We start from the raw sequence: 17,443 nt of genomic DNA on the forward strand, positions 1-17,443 counted from the left end.
AGTAATTTGAAGTTCTTAACGCACGCGCTTCGATTAGGTTGATTTCGGTGGCCCGCTGCCAATTGTATCTCCTTCTTCTGTTTCTTACCAGTAACAACGTTCCTACCCGGTCACCGTCCTTGCGCACACCCAAACTTTACTCAATAAGTTACGCGCTTACTCAACAGCAGTAACCACCTCCACTCTCTGCTGAACAGCTATGTTTCCTTTGATGACCCTCCCCGCCAAAAGCTACCTCAACACTTGACACTGTGCGCGTTAGTTCCCCCTACTAGCTGACACTAAAACTCGAAATACTCGCCGGTTTGGGGTTGGGCGGGTTTCTTCTCCTGCTTCTTCAATTCAAAAGGCTTGCGAGGCTCCGCGGGTGGCGCAGGTGTAGTGGCCGCGGCAGGGCTTGTGATAGTGGGCTTCAATAAACCATCGAGTAAGCCGGGCTTGCGGGTAGTTGCCGAGCCGCTCCCCGAGGAGCGCATGGCCTGGGCCCGCGCCCGGTCGTAGCTCACCCGGAAGTTGTTTTCATCGCCCTGAATGGCCAATAGCAAACTAGGACCCGCCGTGTTCCCGTTGGAAACCACCTTGGACAGCAAGCCCGGCAGAATGGGAATGCTCAGGTGGTAGTCCATTTGCTGATCGAAAGTGTGCGTGCCGGTAACGCGCACCAACGAAGCGGCTTTCACGTTCGAGCGAATTTCCATTTCCGGCAAGTACACCGTTCGGCTTTGAATGTAGACGGGGGTAGTCAGCTGAGCGAAGCGCAGATGCCGCAGCCGCTCGCGCCCGGCAATCATGGACAGCTTTTGCAGCGGCATGAAATTGTTGAGCTCTCCATTGCGCACTGTTACCTGCACTTCGGCTTGCAGCTTATCGGTGAGCGGATCGAGGTTGTTGCTGAAGTACATGTCCGATTCGGCAGAGGCGGTGAGCGTACCACGCAGGTGCCGCGCCGTAATAAACTGCTGTCCAAAGTCTTCGAACACATAAAACAGGCTATCGAGGGGTAGCTGCTGGCAGCTGGTACTGGAGCTTAGGCGCAGCAGCTCGGGCCGCCGGGCGTCGAGTGTACCCCGGAAACTAGCACGCCCACCCGCCGCCGCCACCGAAAGCGAAGGCGCGCTCAGCACTTGGTTTTGCAGCCGGATGGTACCCCGCAGATCCTGCCCCCGAAACCGCCGAAACCTGGCTCTTTGCGCCTGCACATTCACATCGAGCGCCAGGTTGGGCGGCAGCCGAAACCCGTAGCCACTCCCCGAAGAAGTTGAGGTCGAAGCGGCCGCCCCGGCCGAAGAACGCAAGCTGAGTAGCTGGTCGAAATTCAACTGCCTAGACCGTACATCAGCTTCCACTAGCAGTTGCTGCCGCGGCAAGAGCAGCCAGCCAAGCGCATTCTTGAACATGCCGCTCATTTGGAAATCAGATGCTCCAACCCGCCATGTGAAGCTATTGACGGCTACATCGTTGCGGCGCAGCAAAAAGCTGCCGTTCAGGCCAGTGAAGGGCTGTGTGAAGTCGCGCAGCCGCAACTGCACGCCCCGTAGCGCTAGCTCTCCCGCCGACTGCACAGCCGCCGTGGCCGGGCTGGCGCGAAACTCCCGCATGTTGCCTGCAAACGACACTTGCAGCTGCGCCGTGCCGCTCCCACTCCGCACGCCCGCCACCGGATAAAACTGCAAGACCCGCGCTACATCCAAGTCGGCGTTGAGACTCAGTGCCACCTGCGGGTCCTGAAAGTTACTGTAGCGCAGGCTGCCACTGAAAGGTCGGTTTTGCAAAGTGCCGCGCACGTCGCGCAAATTCAGCTCCGAGGTGCTAGCCGACCGCGCCGTGCCGCTGCTGAACGTAGCGGTCAAAAAGACATGCTCCACGGCCTGCTTGTATTCGGGGTGATAAAACGAAGCATCGCGGCAGCCGAACCGAAAATCCAGACGTGGATTTTCTTTGCCGGCCAAGGTCCCTTTCACAGTACCCCCGAAGTACACGTCGCCGCGGCTGCGGTAGGCGCTCAGGCGGTTGGCCACCCGCGGCGGCAGCAGCGCCAGCACCGACTGCACATCAGTATTGCGCCCATCCAGCTTGACATCCAGGTCGGTGGCCTGCCGGTAGCTCACCTTGCCTGCCACCCCATACGCGGCACGGCCTATAGTCAGTTCCGAGGGCTGGATGGTAACCAGCCGGGCCGCCCGGTCAACCCGCAAACGAGTAGTAACCTTTAAAGCTTTGTCACGAAAATAAACATCCGAACCGAGTTGCAGGGCTTCCACGTGCGTATCGCCTTGGGCTGTCACATCCACCAGCATGTCGTTCACGTCCAGCTCGGCCTGCATATCCTCGACGCGCACCGTATAGCGCTGCTCCCGCAGTTGGTCATCGTAGGTGGTATGAATTCGTTCTAGGTGCACGTTTTCCAAACCGAAAGCCAAGGGCTTGTCGGACGGGCCGGCAGTGGTATCGTAACGGATGACATCGTAGTTGGGGCGGCCTTTCACATCATGACCCACGTACACGCGGCCGTCGGTGAGCGTCACGGCCCGGATGCGGTAGTGCCCGCGCCAGATGTCCCAGGCATCGAAGGCACAGTACAGGCGCCGGACACGCGCCAGGGGCACTGTGTCTTGCGAGATTGAGCCGCTTACGCACACCTCGTGCAACGTGATAGATACTCTCGGAAACTGATCAAGCAGAGACACTTCCATCTTGCCTACTTGCACTGGCGTACGCAGGTAGCGGTTGACCTCTTGTACAAACAGCGCAATTATACGGTCCTGCCCCAGCCACACGCCCGCGATGGCGCCGCCAAGTAGCAACGCCAGGCTCAGCAAGAAATAAAGCATGTATCGCCGCAGCTTTTTCAATCCCTTATTATTTCTTGACTCTAAAAGAGTTGAACATCTTTACTTCCCTAGCAAATGAATTTCTAGGGGTAAAGTTCGCATAAAGAGTTGCGTAATCGAAAATGACCCTGCATATTTGCAATCCCAAACGGGAAACGCCCTTGGGAGATTAGCTCAGCTGGTTCAGAGCATCTGCCTTACAAGCAGAGGGTCACTGGTTCGAACCCAGTATCTCCCACTTTTCATAGTACGCATGCCTCCGGGAGATTAGCTCAGCTGGTTCAGAGCATCTGCCTTACAAGCAGAGGGTCACTGGTTCGAACCCAGTATCTCCCACCCTTTAAAAGGACAACCGATGATCGGCTGTCCTTTTTTGTTTTAGACTATTTTGACTTCGTGGCGTCAATTCTACTTGCTGCTATCTTTACTTAATGCCTGTCATCTGCCAATCCTGACCGTTTGCGGCTGATTCCCCGCGACTCTCTGTTCGCACCAGCCCGCTACTAGCATCCGCAGCCTTTCAAATAGTTTAGGCTCATAGGGTTACACAGTACAAGCAGAAGGCAGGCGAGTTTTATCGGCATTCCGGCGCTCTAGCGGCCAGCCCTTCAACTAGATATAAAGTGACACTGCTTTTATGACTGCTTCCAGCAAAGCATCCAAATACATAGTAGGTGTCTTTTTCGGCTTGCTGCTATTGCTGGGAATTAGCTTGCACCGCGACTATGGCGTGTCCTGGGACGAACCTACCGACCACCAGAACGGAGCAGTAAATGGGCGTTACGTAGCGGAATTGTTGTTTCCTGATTTGCTGCGTGGCCATCCTACTTTAGCCACCATCCCGCCCTTGGCTAACTACGCCGACAATGACCATGGCGTATTGTTTGAACTACCGGCCGCTGCTTTAGGGCTGCTACTTACCCCAGGAGATTCTCAAGGCTATTATTTTTTGCGGCACCTGCTCATTTTCTGCACTTTCGTGCTTGGCATCTGGGCTCTTTACAAGTTAGGGAGTGTTTATTTCAACAGTTGGCAGCTAGGGCTACTGGTGGCCCTATTGCTGGTGCTCTCCCCCCGAATGTTTGCCGAGGCGTTTTTCAACGGCAAAGACATACCCTTCATGGTATGTTTTACGCTAGGAATTTATACGCTAGCTCAGCTACTGGCTTATCCTACCTGGCTACGCGCACTGGCACACGCCTTAGCCACCGCCGCCGCTATCGATATTCGAGTGCCTGGTGTGTTGCTTGTTGCTTTCACGGCCGGCATGGTAGCCTTAGAAGTGCTATGGCCTACTGAAGGCCGGCAATATCCCCGTCGCCACTGGCTGGGCCTTAGTGCCGTATACCTGGGTGCAACGGGGGTATTTGTAGTGGCTGGTTGGCCGGCACTGTGGGCCGACCCATTCACCCACTTCCGTATGGCTTATCAAAGCATGAGCCATTTCAATTGGCCTACCAAAACCATTTACTACCTCGGCCACTACGAAATAGTCGATCAGTTGCCTTGGCACTACATCCCGGTATGGGTGATCAGCACATCCCCGTTATTATATGTAGCCGCCGCTTTGGTTGGCTTGGTGGCCTCACTCAGCCAAGCTTACGCGGGGGGTAAAGCGTGGCTTACCAGCTCAGCGGGCCGCCTCGACTTGCTGCTGGCGGGCTGGCTGTTTGGGCCTGGTCTTATCGTTGTGGTTTTACACTCAGTGGTTTACAACGGGTGGCGGCACTTATATTTTATTTATCCAGCGCTCTTGCTGTGGGCAGTTCGGGGCTTGGTGTTTATCATTGCTTTGGGGAAAAGCCGCTATAAGGCTTGGCAGCTAGGCGTTGTGGGCCTCGTAGTGGTGGAGCTTTTTCATATTGCATGGCAAATGACACGCCTGCACCCTTACGAGCACCTTTATTTCAGCACGTTGCCCCCTGATGCAGTGGAGAGGCTGCTGGAACGAGACTATTGGGCGCTCAGCTATCGGCAAGGTCTGGAATGGATTGCAGCGCATGACACGGCCTCGCAAATCACAATAAACCCCTCCAATCGGCATCCCCTCTACAACAATACCCTAATTCTTAATCCAGCAACTCGGGCACGTTTTCGTTATCAACCCAACAAAGAGGCCCGGTACTTTATTACTAACTACCGCCGGCACCCGCAGTCCTACCTCGACTCTATGGGGACGGAGGTGTATGTCATTCGAGCTGGGGGCATAAAAATATTATCGGTTTTCCGCCAGCCTTAGTCTACTCGGGTGCTGGTGGTCTGCTACTAGACTACCTGTTTCCTGTACTTCGTACCCTCCCCGCGCTTCTTACCTACATGCTAACTTCCACTAAGGCGGCTAAACTTACTATAGGCGCGTTTTTTGGCGTGTTGCTTGGCTTGGGTTTGCTGCTGGTGCGCGACTACGGCGTGTCTTGGGACGAGCCTAACAATCACCTCAACGGGCTCGTCAACCTTAAGTACATAGCTAGCCTGGTACTACCGGCCGAGCAGATACAGCAGAATCCCACCTTTGCCACCACGCCCGACATCCGAAGTTTCCCGGACGCGCACCATGGGCCGGTCTTCGAAATTTCGGCCATCCTGCTGAGCTACCTGCTCACCGACCATGACTCCCGGTCGTATTACTTGGTGCGGCACTTCTTGGTGTTCAGCGTGTTCGTGTTGGGGGTATGGGCCTTGTATAGAGTAGGGAGACACCGCTTCCGAGACTGGCGTTGGGGCTTGTTGGGGGCCGCGCTGCTGGTGCTCTCGCCGCGGTTCTTTGCCGAAGCCTTCTACAACGGCAAAGACATCGTGTACATGGCGGTTTTTGCGCTGGCCGTGTTTACGCTGCTCCGCCTGCTCGACAGGCCAACAATGGGCCGCGCCATCGTGCACGGGCTGGCAACGGCGCTGGTGGTCGATGTCCGGGTCCATGGCTTGCAGTTGCTTTTGTTCACAGCCTTAGGGCTATTCCTGGAATACCGCTTTAATGCCGCTCGACCACTGACTGCTCGTCGAACCTGGAAACTGGCAGGCGCTTCTGTTGGCACGGCAGGCCTAGGCATCCTAGCTGGCTGGCCTTACTTGTGGGCGTGGAGCATACCCGAGCTGCTATTGGTGGCGTCGCACGCGGTGCGTTACCCGTGGGGCTTTACCAACTTTTATTTGGGTGAACAGCTGCTGACCAAGGACTTGCCCTGGCACTACATTCCGGTGTGGATGCTGATCACTGTTCCCTTGCCGTATTCATTGGCGGCGGGTGCGGGACTATTGAGTTGGGTGCGGCACCTCTGGCAACAAGGATTCAGCTCCTACCTACGCACCTTCGAAGGCCGCACTGATTTGCTGCTGGCGCTGTGGCTACTCGCGCCGATAGGGGTTGTCATCATGACGCACACGGTGGTATACGAAGGCTGGCGTCACCTGTATTACATCTACCCGGCCCTACTATTGTGGGCGGTGCGCGGCTTTTGGGCCCTAACTAAATTAACTCGAAATAGAACTAATGGGCGGCTGGTAGCCCGCACGGTGTTGGGCGTTGCGGCACTCGAAACAGCTCACACCGCCGTGCGCATGGTACAGATGCATCCGCATGCCAACGTGTACTTCAGCTTTCTGCCTGGCGCTACCGCCGAACAACTATTCGAGCGCGACTACTGGTGTTTGGCGTACCGACAAGGGCTGGAATGGGTGCTGGCTCACGACACCGCCTCCGATGTGACCGTCAATGCCTTCTGGCATTACCCGCTCTACAACAACTCACTGATTTTGAAGCCCGAACAGCGCCGACGTGTCCGGTACACGCCTGGTAACACGGCGCGCTATTATCTGGCTGGCTACCGCTGGCACCCGCAACCCTACCTCGATTCGTTGGGAGCAGAGGTATATGTTATTCGGGCCGGGGGCATTAAGGTATTGTCAGTGTTCAAACGGCTGCCGCAAACGCCGGCCTGGAAGATGAATCCGCCCGCTAATAGTGTTAGCTCGCAACGGCTTCCAAGAGCCGCGAGCGGCAATTAATAGTCGGCTAGTAGCATCGTTGCCGGAATTTATACTTGCATACGCCGACAGATCCGCGGCTTATCCGTAATCTTTGGGGCACCTATTGCTGTTTGCTCGCTAGTTTCCTTTTTGCTGCTTTTCATGCCTCTGCTCGAAGTCACGACCCCGGCGCAGGTCCGTCAGTTCCTGGCGCTGCCCACCCGCATCTACCAAGCACACCCCAACTGGATTTCGCCGCTCGACCACGAGATTGAAGCCGTTTTTGATGCCAAGCGCAACCCGAACCTAGCTCAAGGCGCCGTTATTCGCTGGATACTGACTGATGCTACCGGCGAAACCATCGGGCGGGTGGCAGCCTTCGTGAACCCCGCCACGGCCCATACCGATGCTACGCTTCCAACTGGCGGCATGGGCTTCTTTGAGTGCATCGACGACCAGGCAGCGGCCAATATGCTGTTTGAAGCTTGTCGTGCCTGGCTGGTTGGCCAAGGGATGGCAGCCATGGATGGGCCCGTCAACTTCGGGGAGCGGGACCGGTTTTGGGGTTTGCTGGTAGCAGGCTTCACTGAGCCCAACTACGGCATGTTCTACCACCCGCCGTATTATCAGCAACTGTTTGAAAATTACGGCTTTCAGGTATACTTCAAGCAGTACACCTGTTACCGCGAGGTGGCTATGCAGCTGCACCCAAGCTTCAGCAATGCCGCCGTACGCTACGCGCAACAGTACCCAACCTTTCAGTTTCGCCACGCTAGCAAGCGCGACCCCGAAAAGATGGCCCGTGACTTCCACCATGTGTACAACCTGGCGTGGGCCAACCATAGTGGCGTAGCGGCCATGTCGTTGGAAAAGGCCCGTGACCTAGTGAAGCAGATGAAGCCCGTGCTGGATGAGCGGTTGCTCTGGTTTGCCTACCACAATGAGGAGCCCGTTGCCTTCTTCGTGAGCTTACCCGAGCTGAACCAGGTTTTCAAGCATGTGGGCCGCAACTTCAACTTGTGGGGCAAGCTGCGTTTCTTGTGGGAGAAGCGTCGCTACGACCAACGAACTGACAAAAAGCTGTTCGGCGTCATCTTTGGCGTGGTGCCGGAGTGGCAGGGCAAAGGAGTGGAAAGCGCCCTGATGGTGCACGCCCGCGCCGAGTTTATGCGGGCCGGCTACACCGAAATCGAAATGAACTGGATCGGTGACTTCAACCCCCGAATGCTGGCTATAACCCGCTCCATCGGGGCCCGCATCTACAAAACGCACATCACCTACCGCTACCTGTTCGACCGGGAACGGCCCTTTGAACGCAGCCCTATCATTCGGTGAAATAGTGAGATTGAGACGTGAGGAGACGGTCATGCTCATCTGGCGTCCGCGCAGGCGTAGCCGTAGTCGAAGCATCTTGCTAGTGTGCTACACCATTACAACGAAGTGGTAGAGATGCTTCGACAAGCGGACGCCAGATAGAGCATGACCGTCTCCTACCTCAAATCACTATTTCACCAACTCACCGTGTAGCGCCAGCACCTGCGGAATAAGTGGTTGCTGGTCGTCGTTATATACCACATGCTCGGCGCGCTGTACTTTCTCTTCCTCGCTCATTTGCTTGCCAATGATGGCCAGTATGTCGTCGGGGGTGCGGTGTGGGTCGCGGCGTAGTACGCGGGCTTGGCGCACAACTTGGGGCGCAAAAACGGTGATAATCTGGTCGAGCTGCCGGTAAGCCCCTGATTCGTAGAGGAGAGCCGCCTCTTTGAGCAGATAACGGTAGCCTTCTGCCTTTCGGGTAATCGACCACGCTTCAAAGTCGCGGCCGACGGCGGGGTGAACCAAGGCATTGAGGCGCGCCAGTTGCGTAGGATCAGTGAAAGCCACCCGCGCCAGATACACCCGATCAAGCTGGCCGGTAGCTGCATCGAAAGTGGCCGGACCAAACGCTGCCGTTAGCTCGTCGCGCAACGTAGCATCATGTCCCATTAGCCACTTAGCCCGCGCATCCGAATCGTACACGGGCGCACCCAATACTTGAAACAAGCGACAAACAATGCTCTTGCCAGAGCCAATTCCTCCAGTTATCCCAATGCGAAGCATACTTACAACGAGTTTCTGGTTGCTTGTTACTGGTTTCTACTTGCTGTTCAACTGCTCATAAGCGTTGTGCGGGGTTCGGCAACCGCATGAACAACCTACTATACAGACATCCATCAATTGCTAGCCACTTAATGAGCCGCGTCAATGACCATCAGAAACCCAAAACTCACTTAGCACTGACCTGAACGGCGCGGGTGATGATACGGCTGCCTCGGGCAACGGCTGGCGTGCCAGTTAGCAAGGGCTGCAAGCTGGAATCGGGACCAGTGAAGGAACTAAAGTGCAGCTGCACGTGCACCTGGCTACGGTCGAGGCGGGCTGTGTCTTCGGCAAAGCACTGGAGCTGTACCTGCACTGTAGCTGGCTGCAACTGATAGTCGCGGCCCGGTGGGAAACCGGCTAGCTCCGGCACTACCTGCACGGGTACGCTCACCAGCGGGCGGGCTTGCAGGCGTACCCGCACCTCAGGCACATTGGTTCTAACTAGCTCCGGGCCGCCAATGGGCACCCGTAGCGTGCCGTTGGTGCTGCTAGCCGGAGCTTGAGGCAAGTGCACCGGGTACGGATTAGCCAGCGCTTCTACCTGACGAGCAGGCCCCCGAAACACAACCACTTGCGGCTCGAACCGAGCCGCATAGGGTAGCGCCGACCCATCGGCAGCCGGACTAAGTGTGAGTGACAGTTGGCGGCTCACCAGCCGGTCGAAGCTTACCCACAGCGTGTCGCTAACCAAGTAGTTGAACTGCAAGCCTTCCATGGCCGCCTGCAAAGCGGGGCGCACGGCGGCTCCGGTTACGTAGCGAGTAGTTGGCAAGCCGCGCAACAAGGGTATTTCGGCTGGTTTTACGTCTAGCATCAGCTCCTTCCGCAGCAGCTTCCATCCTCTCCCAGTCACGTTCACGGCTACTTCGGTAGGCAACGGCTGCACTGGAATGTAGCGGGTATCGTCGTAGCGCCACGCCAACGGGTAAACGATGCGGGTCGTGTAGGTTTTGTTTAGCGCATTGAGCAGCCAAAAGGTACTGGCCGCCAGAAAACAGCTCGTTACAACCCGCCAGTAACTGCGCCGCTCCTTGTGGAGCGGGCTAACAAACCAGCGCAGCAAACTAATAGAGCGAACGAGCGGCATGCTTCTTTCAACGAGGAATTAGCAAGGAGGAGTTGAGAAGAAGGAAAAATGAAACCATTGTCTAAGCTTCTGTAAGTGAAGTAGTAAGCAGACAATTCATCTTTCCTAATTACGCTTTTCTTACTCTACTGCTACCGGTTTTGCCGGCTTCACTTCCCGCGCAATAGCCGAACGGTCGAACTTCAAGCGAGTACCCCGGTCCACTTCTATGGTCACAGAATCCTCGTTCACGTCCAGCACCTTTCCGTGCAGGCCGCCAATGGTAACGACGGTAGAACCTCTGGCAATAGATTCACGAAATTTCTTGGCTTCTGCCGCTTTGCGCTGCTGCGGCCGGATCATGAAGAAGTACATCACCACCGCAATACCAATCAGCGGCAGAAAAGAAGCCCAACCCTCCCCGGCGGGTCGAGCTTGTAACAAGAGCGTAAGCAACATATAGCTTGAGTAAGTGAGTGAGAAGAGCAACGGAGCAATTACTCCTTACTCTTTTTTATTGCGCCAGCGGGCCTTGGGAGCCGTCGGAGAGGATGTTGGCTTTGATGCTAACCACGGTGATGCTCGGCGCGGTGTTGGCTCGCACCGATACTTGCTTGTTTTGGATGCCCGATTTGCCGTGGCTGTCAAACTGCACGTCGATGGTGCCTTTGGCGCCGGGAGCTATGGGCTCTTTGGTCCAGTTGGGCGTGGTGCAACCGCAGGAAGCCGTGGCATTTTCGATGAGCAGCGGCGACTTACCGGTGTTGGTAAACTCGAACGTGTGCTTTACCACGTCGCCGGGTTTGATGTCGCCGAAGTCGTGCTCAGCTTGCGCAAAGCTCATAACCGGCGCGTTCGGGTTAGGCGTTTCCGTATCCGACACCACATTAGGGTTGTCAACGGTCGGGTTGGCAGCGGCTTCGCTGGCATCGGTGGCCGCGGCGTTCATGCCTTCGGCGCCTACTTCGGTGGTCTTATCTGTGTTGCAAGCGCTTACCAGCAGAATGCCAGACAGTAGCAGAGAGGAAAAAAAGGTGCGTTTCATATCGGTTTTAGAAGCCACCAGCCCGGCGGCACGGCGTAAAAGTTTCGGTAAAATTACGGTTTATTCGCGGGTCGTCCTGCACTGGCACAGGTGCCTTGTAGACTTTAGAATGTAACGCGAAGTTCCCCTTCGCGCCGCGTTGTCCGAAACGTATACTGCCATTCGAGCAGACGTTGGTCACGTGGCGCGAAGGGGAACTTCGCGTTACACTATTTCAAGCAGCTTACTTACCGAGGTTGCTGATGATGGTTTGCGCAAACTCACTGGTTGATGCCGTGCCGCCCAAGTCGCCGGTGCATTTCTGCTTATCTTTGAGCGTGATTTCCAGCGCTTTATCAATGGTATCGGCGTACTGGTGCTCGCCCAAGTGGTGCAGCATCATCAGGGCCGAACGCAGCAAGGCCGTTGGGTTGGCTTTGCCTTGACCGGCAATGTCGGGGGCCGAGCCGTGCACGGCTTCAAAGATGGCCATGTTGTCGCCGATGTTAGCGCCGGCCACTACGCCCAAGCCGCCTACCAAGCCTGCGCAAAGGTCTGATAAGATGTCGCCGAACAGGTTGGTGGTAACTATCACGTCGAACTGCTCGGGCTTGTTGACGAGCTGCATGCACATGTTGTCGATGATTTTGTCTTCAAACACGATGTGCGGAAACTCGTTGGAGGCTTCCTTACAGGCATTTAGCATGAGGGTGCCCGCCATTTTCAGGATGTTGGCCTTGTGGGCCAGCGTCACCTTTTTGCGGCCGTGCCGGTCGGCATAAGCGAAAGCCGCGCGGCTGATTTTGCGCGAACCTTCCTTGGTAATGCGGTTAAAGGAGTCGGCAATGCCAAGGCGCTCGTCGTACACTTCGAGACCCGAATACAGGCCTTCAGTGTTTTCGCGAAACAGTACCAAATCAATGCCTTCGTAGCGCGTTTTGATACCCTCGGTGGTTTTCGAAGGGCGGACGTTCTGGTAGAGGTCGTACTTCTGGCGCAGCGTTACGTTGATGCTCCGAAAGCCCTTGCCCACTGGCGTCGTAATCGGGCCTTTTAGCGCCACCCGGTTTTTCTCCAGCGACGTAAGCAGTGCCTGCGGAATCAGCTCTCCCGACTGGTCGAAAGTGGTTTGACCGGCGTTTTGCTCTTCCCACAACACGGGCACCTGCGCCGCCGCAAAAATATCAGTTACCGCTTTCGTGATTTCGGGGCCAATGCCGTCGCCGGGGATGAGGGTGATAAGGTGCATGTGTTGAATGGCTAAATGGCTGGATTGTTGAATGGCTGAATTGTTAAATTGTTGGTCGCTGTAACGAGACGTCAGAACGACCAACAATTAAGCAATTCAGCCATTCAACAATTTCTATTAAATCGTCTTGCGGGAATTGATTTGATTGATGAGTTGGTCGACGTCGCCGAGCAGTTGTTCGGCTTTGCTTTTGGCGTCCTGAATTACGCGCTGGCCTTCGCTTTTGGCGGAAGACGGCCCCATGTCAGAACGACTCGTAACTAAGTTCTCGGTAAGGTCGGCCAAGTTCTCGCGGTATTTCTCCAGCTTATAGCTCAGCCAGCTACGGGTTTCGCGGCCCTTTTCGGGAGCATACAACAATCCGAAGAGGGCACCGGTGAGGGCACCGCCCGTAAAGCATACAAGGCCAGTTATGGTTTTGCTACCCATGAGATTTAGGAGTGAGTATTAGAGGGATGGGAACTGAGACAAGGAAAGTGAACTTAAGTACGCAGAAGTTACGGATGAGTATAAGAAGCGAATACTCAACATTGATTATCAAATGCTTATCACTTAGCACCCTACACTCAATACTAACTACTGATTGTCCAGCAACCCGCGGCCCGACTTGCGGATGGCTCCACTAGCCGTCAGATCCTGCGCCAATTTATCTAGAATCCCGTTCACAAACTGCTTGCTCTTAGGAGTACTGTAAATCTTGCTGATTTCTATGTACTCGTTGATGGTCACTTTCACCGGGATACCCCGGAAAAGGTGCATCTCACACAGCGCCATCTTCAGCAGAATCTTGTCGGTAAGCGCCACACGCTCCACGTCCCAATTCTGCGTCGATTCGGCAATGAGCTTCTCGTATTTCTCGTCCTCGGCCTGCGTTTGCTTGTAGAGGCTTTCGGCAAACTCCTTGTCTTCCTGCCAGTTGGCCGACAATGACATTAGCTCCAAGTTCTCGTCGGCGGCTTCGTCGAGCATCTTCACCGTCTTCAGCACCAGATTCTTGACGATGGGCCGGTTTTCCTCCCAATTCAAGTCGTCTTGCTCGAGGTAGCGGGGCAGGCTTTCGCCCTTAAAGACGTAAGTTTTGTAGAGGTGCTTCAGTGTCTCCTGCTCCTCGGTATAGCTGCCGGCCGGCGCGGCCAGGTAGCTCAGCAGTTCCGGGTCGTTGCGCATCTCGTTGCGCCAAGCCAGTCGTAAGGCTTCCCGCTCGTCTTCGCCCTGCCACCGCTGCGAGCGGCGAATGGTGAGGTCGATTAGCTGTTTGTTGCTTATCAGCTTGGCAATGACCGAGTTCTGCTCGAGCCGAGTGGTGTCGAGCAGCGGCTCTTTCGAGGCCAAGTGTTTGCGGGCTTCGCGGCCTTTTTCTTCTTCTATGATTTGAAGTAGCGCCTCCGGGATGTTGAGCAGGTGCAAGTACTGGTCGTGAATGCTTTCGGCGGCGTGCACCATCTGGCCGGCGTAGAACGAGGCGTCCTTGGCTACGGCTTTCTGGTAGTACTTGATGGCGTCCGCCACGGCGTCCTGCACGTCAACGTCGTCGCTTTTTTCCGGCTCCTGGCCGGTTTTGTGCCACTCCTTGAACGTGAGTTCGGCCATCTTCTGCTGCCCTTTCAGCAGGCGGCGGTCCTGCGGTTCGGGCGAGGTAAGGTCGGGCGCGAAGGTGTCCGCAATCCGGTCATTGGCCAGTAAAAAATCAGACCCTACGGCCTGATGGTAGGCGTACAGGGCCTGCATGACCTTGATGCGAAGCGTGCGACGGTTGAGCATGGGTTGGTTATTGATTGTTGATTGCTGATTGTTAGTTGTTGATTAGTAAGTATCTGGCTTGCGCGCCGAATAGGCTAACAATCAACAATTAACAATCAGCAATCAACAACCAGCTATTAATAAGTTGATTTGACTTTGCCGATGGCGGCAATACGCTCTTCGGCCTGCCGGATGGCGGCAGCTTGAGGGTGAGTGTGTTCTTGTTCGGCTTTGAGCAGCACCTGCGTGGTGTAGTCGTAGATTTTTTCGGTTTGCACAAGGGCCGTCTGGCGGCTACCCCCAATTACTTCGGAGTAGACGTTGATGAGGCCGCCGGCATTGATAAGGAAGTCGGGGGCGTACACGATGCCGCGGTCCACGAGGGCGGGGCCGTGCACGTTCTCGTTTTCCAGTTGGTTGTTGGCGCAACCGGCTACTACGCGGCAGCGCAGGCGGTCAATGGTATCGTCGTTGATGGTGGCACCTAGCGCGCAAGGCGAGTAGATGTCGACGTCCTGGTCGTAGATTTCGTCTAGACTTACGGCCAGCGCGCCAAAGCGGGCGGCAGCTTCCAGGGCGCGGTCTTCGTAGTAGTCGGTGAGCACGAGCTTGGCGCCTTCCTTCTGCAAGTACTCCAGCAGGTAGGTGCCCACGTGGCCCACGCCTTGCACGGCAATGCGCTTGCCAGTGAGACTATCGGAGCCGAAAGCTTTTTTGGCGGCGGCCTTCATGCCCATGTAGGTGCCGTAGGCCGTCACTGGCGACGGGTCGCCGGAGCCGCCCATGCTTTCGGGCAGGCCGGCCACGTGCTTGGTTTCCATCCGGATGTACTCCATGTCCTTGGTGGTCATGTTCACATCTTCGGCCGTGATGTACTTGCCGTTCAGGTTCTGCACGAAACGACCAAATTTGCGCAGCAAACCTTCGGTCTTCATAGTGCGGGCGTCGCCGATGATAACAGCTTTGCCGCCGCCCAAATTCAGGCCCGAAATAGCGGCCTTGTAGCTCATGCCGCGGCTTAGGCGCAACACATCGTGCAGTGCTTCGGCATCGGAGGCATAGTGCCACATGCGGGTGCCGCCGAGTGCGGGCCCGAGCACCGTGTTGTGAATGCCGATAATGGCCCGCAGACCCGTTTCGTGGTCGTGGCAAAACACCACTTGCTCGTGCTGATGCTCGGCAATCTGGCCGAAGACCGACGTATCGGTCGCCTCGTGAAATTCAACCATTAGGATGGGAAATATGGGGTGGGAGTTTGGGGGAAGAAAAGAGCGGAACTTGGTTGTTGTATCTTTGAGGACAGTAACGCGAAGCGCTGCGACCTAGTTATTAGCGTCTTTCCGTAGATCAACGTTTAATAGCCCGCAGCACTTAATGGTGCCTCCCTCAATTCGGGTGCAAAAGTAACTTTATTTCCGGTTCCGGCCATTGGTTATGCTATCTACGCGGCCGGCCGGGTCGCTGTTTTCCTGCCTCTATCCCCTTCCCTCGTGCGCGCTCTTTCTGCTACCAATAAATACCTGTACCGCTACAAATGGCACTTCCTCGGAGGAGTGCTGTTCGTGGCGCTGAGTACCTTGCTGGCCATTTTTCCGGCCCAAATTGTTCGCTACGCTTTCGATCTGGTAGGCGAGGGCATCGACCTGTATCACTTGTTTGCCGGTACTTCCTCGCAAACCGAAGTGTACACGCTGTTTGGCCGCAACGTGCTGCTGTATGGGGTACTGATTATCGTGCTGGCGTTGCTGCGCGGGGTGTTTCTGTTCTTTATGCGCCAAACGCTTATCGTGATGAGCCGGCACATAGAAAACGACCAGAAAAACGAAATCTACCAGCACTACCAGTCGCTGCCCCTGGCTTTCTACCGCCGCCACAGCACCGGCGACCTGATGTCGCGCATCTCGGAAGACGTGGGGCGGGTGCGCATGTACTTCGGGCCGGCCATCATGTACTTCATGCAGCTGGTGCTGCTGTTCGTGCTCATCGTGCCGCTTATGTTCCTAGTAAACGTGAAGCTGACTGTTTACACGCTGCTGCCGCTGCCTATTTTGAGCGTCAGCATCTTCTACGTCAACAACCTGATCGAGCGGAAATCCGACGAAATTCAACGGTCTTTGTCGGGCATGACCACGTTTGTGCAGGAGGCGTTTTCGGGTATTCGGGTGCTGAAGTCGTTTGTGCGTGAGGAGGACTCGCACCAGCAGTTTACGGCGGCTTCCGATGAGTACAAGGAAAAGGCGCTGAGCTTGAACTTCGTGAACTCGCTTTTCTTCCCGCTGATTTTGTTTCTGGTGGGTTTGAGCACCATTATCACGGTGTATGTGGGCGGGCAGGAGGTTATCCGGGGCACTATCACCACGGGCAGCATTGCCGAGTTCCTGATTTACGTGAACCTGCTCACCTGGCCCGTTACGGCGCTTGGCTGGACTAGCAGCCTCGTACAGCGTGCCGAAGCTTCCCAAGCCCGCATCAACGAGTTCCTAGATCAAAAAACCGACATCATCTCGCAGCAAGACATCGAGCAGGAAATCGTCGGCGACATAGTCTTCGACCACGTCTCCTTCACCTACCCTGACACCGGCATCCAGGCCCTGCGCGACGTTTCGTTCCGCGTCCGGCCGGGCCAGACCTTGGCCATTATCGGCAACACCGGCTCGGGCAAAAGCACGGTGGCCGTGCTGCTCTGCCGCCTCTTCGACGTTACGACTGGCACTATTCGGGTGGACGGCGTGGACGTGCGCGACTTCTCGCTGAACTCGTTGCGCGAGCAAATCGGCTACGTGCCGCAAGACGTGTTTCTGTTCTCCGACTCCATCCGCAACAACATCAACTTCGGCCTCAGTGACCCCACCGAAGAGCGGATGCAGCAAGCCGCTAAAGACGCCAACGTCTACGAGAACATCATCCGCTTCCCCGAAGGCTTCGACACCAAGCTTGGCGAACGGGGCATCACGCTTTCCGGCGGCCAAAAGCAGCGCGTCAGCATTGCCCGCGCCCTGGTGAAAGAACCCAAAATCCTGATCTTCGACGATGCGTTGTCTGCCGTCGACACCAACACCGAAAACGCCATTCTTGATGCGCTTCAGCGCATCATGCACAACCGCACCAGCCTCATCATCTCGCACCGCGTCAGCTCCGTGAAGCTAGCCGACGAAATCCTGGTCCTCGACGACGGCGTTATCGTGCAGCACGGCACCCACGAAGCTCTCATGCAAGACGCCGACGGCTTGTATCGCGCCCTGTACGAGCGGCAGCTTCAGAGCGAGGATGTAGCGTGAAAAAGTTTACAGCTGACAAGGAAAGAGGGTGTATGAAATAATTAATCTCATGCAGTCCGCATTGCCCTCCGAGTGGCCTCACCCCCTAGCCTCTTCACCATCAAGTCGTTAGCTACTAGCTGTTGGCTGTTAGCTTTCTGGTTCTCT

General features: G+C 55.9%; 13 protein-coding genes and 2 tRNA genes. 6 read left to right on the forward strand and 9 right to left on the reverse strand.

The window, feature by feature from the left end:
• Positions 1 to 281 precede the first annotated feature (281 nt).
• Positions 282 to 2,831: an AsmA-like C-terminal region-containing protein gene (locus tag VF639_RS07915; protein WP_331145356.1), complete on the reverse strand. Its 2,550-nt coding sequence runs from the start codon at positions 2,829 to 2,831 to the stop codon at positions 282 to 284.
• A gap of 163 nt (positions 2,832 to 2,994) precedes the next feature.
• On the opposite strand from VF639_RS07915, the gene VF639_RS07920 reads away from it, so the two are divergent.
• The 5 genes from VF639_RS07920 (at position 2,995) to VF639_RS07940 (ending at position 8,132) form a co-directional block, all read left to right on the forward strand.
• Positions 2,995 to 3,069 (forward strand) — tRNA-Val (locus tag VF639_RS07920).
• Between the two features lie 23 nt (positions 3,070 to 3,092).
• Positions 3,093 to 3,167, forward strand: a tRNA-Val gene (locus VF639_RS07925).
• 301 nt (positions 3,168 to 3,468) lie between these two features.
• Entirely contained in the window at positions 3,469 to 5,070 is a 1,602-nt protein-coding gene (locus VF639_RS07930; protein WP_331145357.1) for a hypothetical protein, read from the forward strand.
• A gap of 77 nt (positions 5,071 to 5,147) precedes the next feature.
• Positions 5,148 to 6,836, forward strand: coding sequence for a hypothetical protein (locus tag VF639_RS07935; protein WP_331145358.1), 1,689 nt, complete (start codon positions 5,148 to 5,150; stop codon positions 6,834 to 6,836).
• A 123-nt stretch (positions 6,837 to 6,959) separates the two neighbouring features.
• A complete protein-coding gene (locus tag VF639_RS07940) occupies positions 6,960 to 8,132 on the forward strand; it encodes a GNAT family N-acetyltransferase (RefSeq protein WP_331145359.1) in 1,173 nt (390 codons plus the stop codon).
• A gap of 168 nt (positions 8,133 to 8,300) precedes the next feature.
• On the opposite strand, the gene coaE is transcribed toward VF639_RS07940, so the two are convergent.
• The 8 genes from coaE to VF639_RS07980 form a co-directional block, all read right to left on the reverse strand.
• Positions 8,301 to 8,897, reverse strand: a complete 597-nt coding sequence (coaE, locus tag VF639_RS07945) for a dephospho-CoA kinase (protein ID WP_331145360.1) — start codon at positions 8,895 to 8,897, stop codon at positions 8,301 to 8,303.
• 166 nt (positions 8,898 to 9,063) lie between these two features.
• Positions 9,064 to 10,026: a YbbR-like domain-containing protein gene (locus tag VF639_RS07950; protein WP_331145361.1), complete on the reverse strand. Its 963-nt coding sequence runs from the start codon at positions 10,024 to 10,026 to the stop codon at positions 9,064 to 9,066.
• A 120-nt stretch (positions 10,027 to 10,146) separates the two neighbouring features.
• Complete coding sequence (gene yajC, locus VF639_RS07955; RefSeq protein ID WP_331145362.1) at positions 10,147 to 10,464, reverse strand: preprotein translocase subunit YajC; 318 nt, start codon at positions 10,462 to 10,464, stop codon at positions 10,147 to 10,149.
• Positions 10,465 to 10,519: 55 nt separating this feature from the next.
• Positions 10,520 to 11,050 carry a DUF1573 domain-containing protein gene (locus VF639_RS07960; RefSeq protein ID WP_331145363.1) on the reverse strand — a complete coding sequence of 177 codons (531 nt, stop codon included), beginning with the start codon at positions 11,048 to 11,050 and terminating at the stop codon, positions 10,520 to 10,522.
• 223 nt (positions 11,051 to 11,273) lie between these two features.
• The gene (locus VF639_RS07965) at positions 11,274 to 12,278 is read right to left on the reverse strand and encodes an isocitrate/isopropylmalate dehydrogenase family protein (RefSeq protein WP_331145364.1); all 1,005 of its coding nucleotides are present in this window, start codon (positions 12,276 to 12,278) and stop codon (positions 11,274 to 11,276) included.
• Between the two features lie 117 nt (positions 12,279 to 12,395).
• Positions 12,396 to 12,707, reverse strand: coding sequence for a YtxH domain-containing protein (locus VF639_RS07970; RefSeq protein WP_331145365.1), 312 nt, complete (start codon positions 12,705 to 12,707; stop codon positions 12,396 to 12,398).
• A gap of 147 nt (positions 12,708 to 12,854) precedes the next feature.
• Entirely contained in the window at positions 12,855 to 14,039 is a 1,185-nt protein-coding gene (gene nusB / locus VF639_RS07975) for a transcription antitermination factor NusB (protein WP_331145366.1), read from the reverse strand.
• Positions 14,040 to 14,155: 116 nt separating this feature from the next.
• On the reverse strand, positions 14,156 to 15,247 hold the full coding sequence (locus VF639_RS07980) for a Glu/Leu/Phe/Val dehydrogenase dimerization domain-containing protein (RefSeq protein ID WP_331145367.1): 1,092 nt from the start codon (positions 15,245 to 15,247) through the stop codon (positions 14,156 to 14,158).
• 261 nt (positions 15,248 to 15,508) lie between these two features.
• Here VF639_RS07980 and VF639_RS07985 point away from each other — a divergent pair, with 261 nt between their 5' ends.
• Complete coding sequence (locus VF639_RS07985) at positions 15,509 to 17,296, forward strand: ABC transporter ATP-binding protein (RefSeq protein WP_331145368.1); 1,788 nt, start codon at positions 15,509 to 15,511, stop codon at positions 17,294 to 17,296.
• Positions 17,297 to 17,443 lie beyond the last annotated feature (147 nt).

Source organism: Hymenobacter sp. (assembly GCF_036387835.1).
Classification (GTDB): domain Bacteria; phylum Bacteroidota; class Bacteroidia; order Cytophagales; family Hymenobacteraceae; genus Hymenobacter.

Bases quoted from the DNA above. Each gene is read 5' to 3' on its own strand.
- VF639_RS07935 (WP_331145358.1), top strand. From the start codon at position 5,148: ATGCTAACTTCCACTAAGGCGGCTAAACTTACTATAGGCGCGTTTTTT.
- coaE (WP_331145360.1), bottom strand. From the start codon at position 8,897: ATGCTTCGCATTGGGATAACTGGAGGAATTGGCTCTGGCAAGAGCATT.
- yajC (WP_331145362.1), bottom strand. From the start codon at position 10,464: ATGTTGCTTACGCTCTTGTTACAAGCTCGACCCGCCGGGGAGGGTTGG.
- VF639_RS07980 (WP_331145367.1), bottom strand. From the start codon at position 15,247: ATGGTTGAATTTCACGAGGCGACCGATACGTCGGTCTTCGGCCAGATT.
- VF639_RS07965 (WP_331145364.1), bottom strand. From the start codon at position 12,278: ATGCACCTTATCACCCTCATCCCCGGCGACGGCATTGGCCCCGAAATC.
- VF639_RS07950 (WP_331145361.1), bottom strand. From the start codon at position 10,026: ATGCCGCTCGTTCGCTCTATTAGTTTGCTGCGCTGGTTTGTTAGCCCG.
- nusB (WP_331145366.1), bottom strand. From the start codon at position 14,039: ATGCTCAACCGTCGCACGCTTCGCATCAAGGTCATGCAGGCCCTGTAC.
- VF639_RS07960 (WP_331145363.1), bottom strand. From the start codon at position 11,050: ATGAAACGCACCTTTTTTTCCTCTCTGCTACTGTCTGGCATTCTGCTG.
- VF639_RS07930 (WP_331145357.1), top strand. From the start codon at position 3,469: ATGACTGCTTCCAGCAAAGCATCCAAATACATAGTAGGTGTCTTTTTC.
- VF639_RS07970 (WP_331145365.1), bottom strand. From the start codon at position 12,707: ATGGGTAGCAAAACCATAACTGGCCTTGTATGCTTTACGGGCGGTGCC.
- VF639_RS07940 (WP_331145359.1), top strand. From the start codon at position 6,960: ATGCCTCTGCTCGAAGTCACGACCCCGGCGCAGGTCCGTCAGTTCCTG.
- VF639_RS07915 (WP_331145356.1), bottom strand. From the start codon at position 2,831: ATGCTTTATTTCTTGCTGAGCCTGGCGTTGCTACTTGGCGGCGCCATC.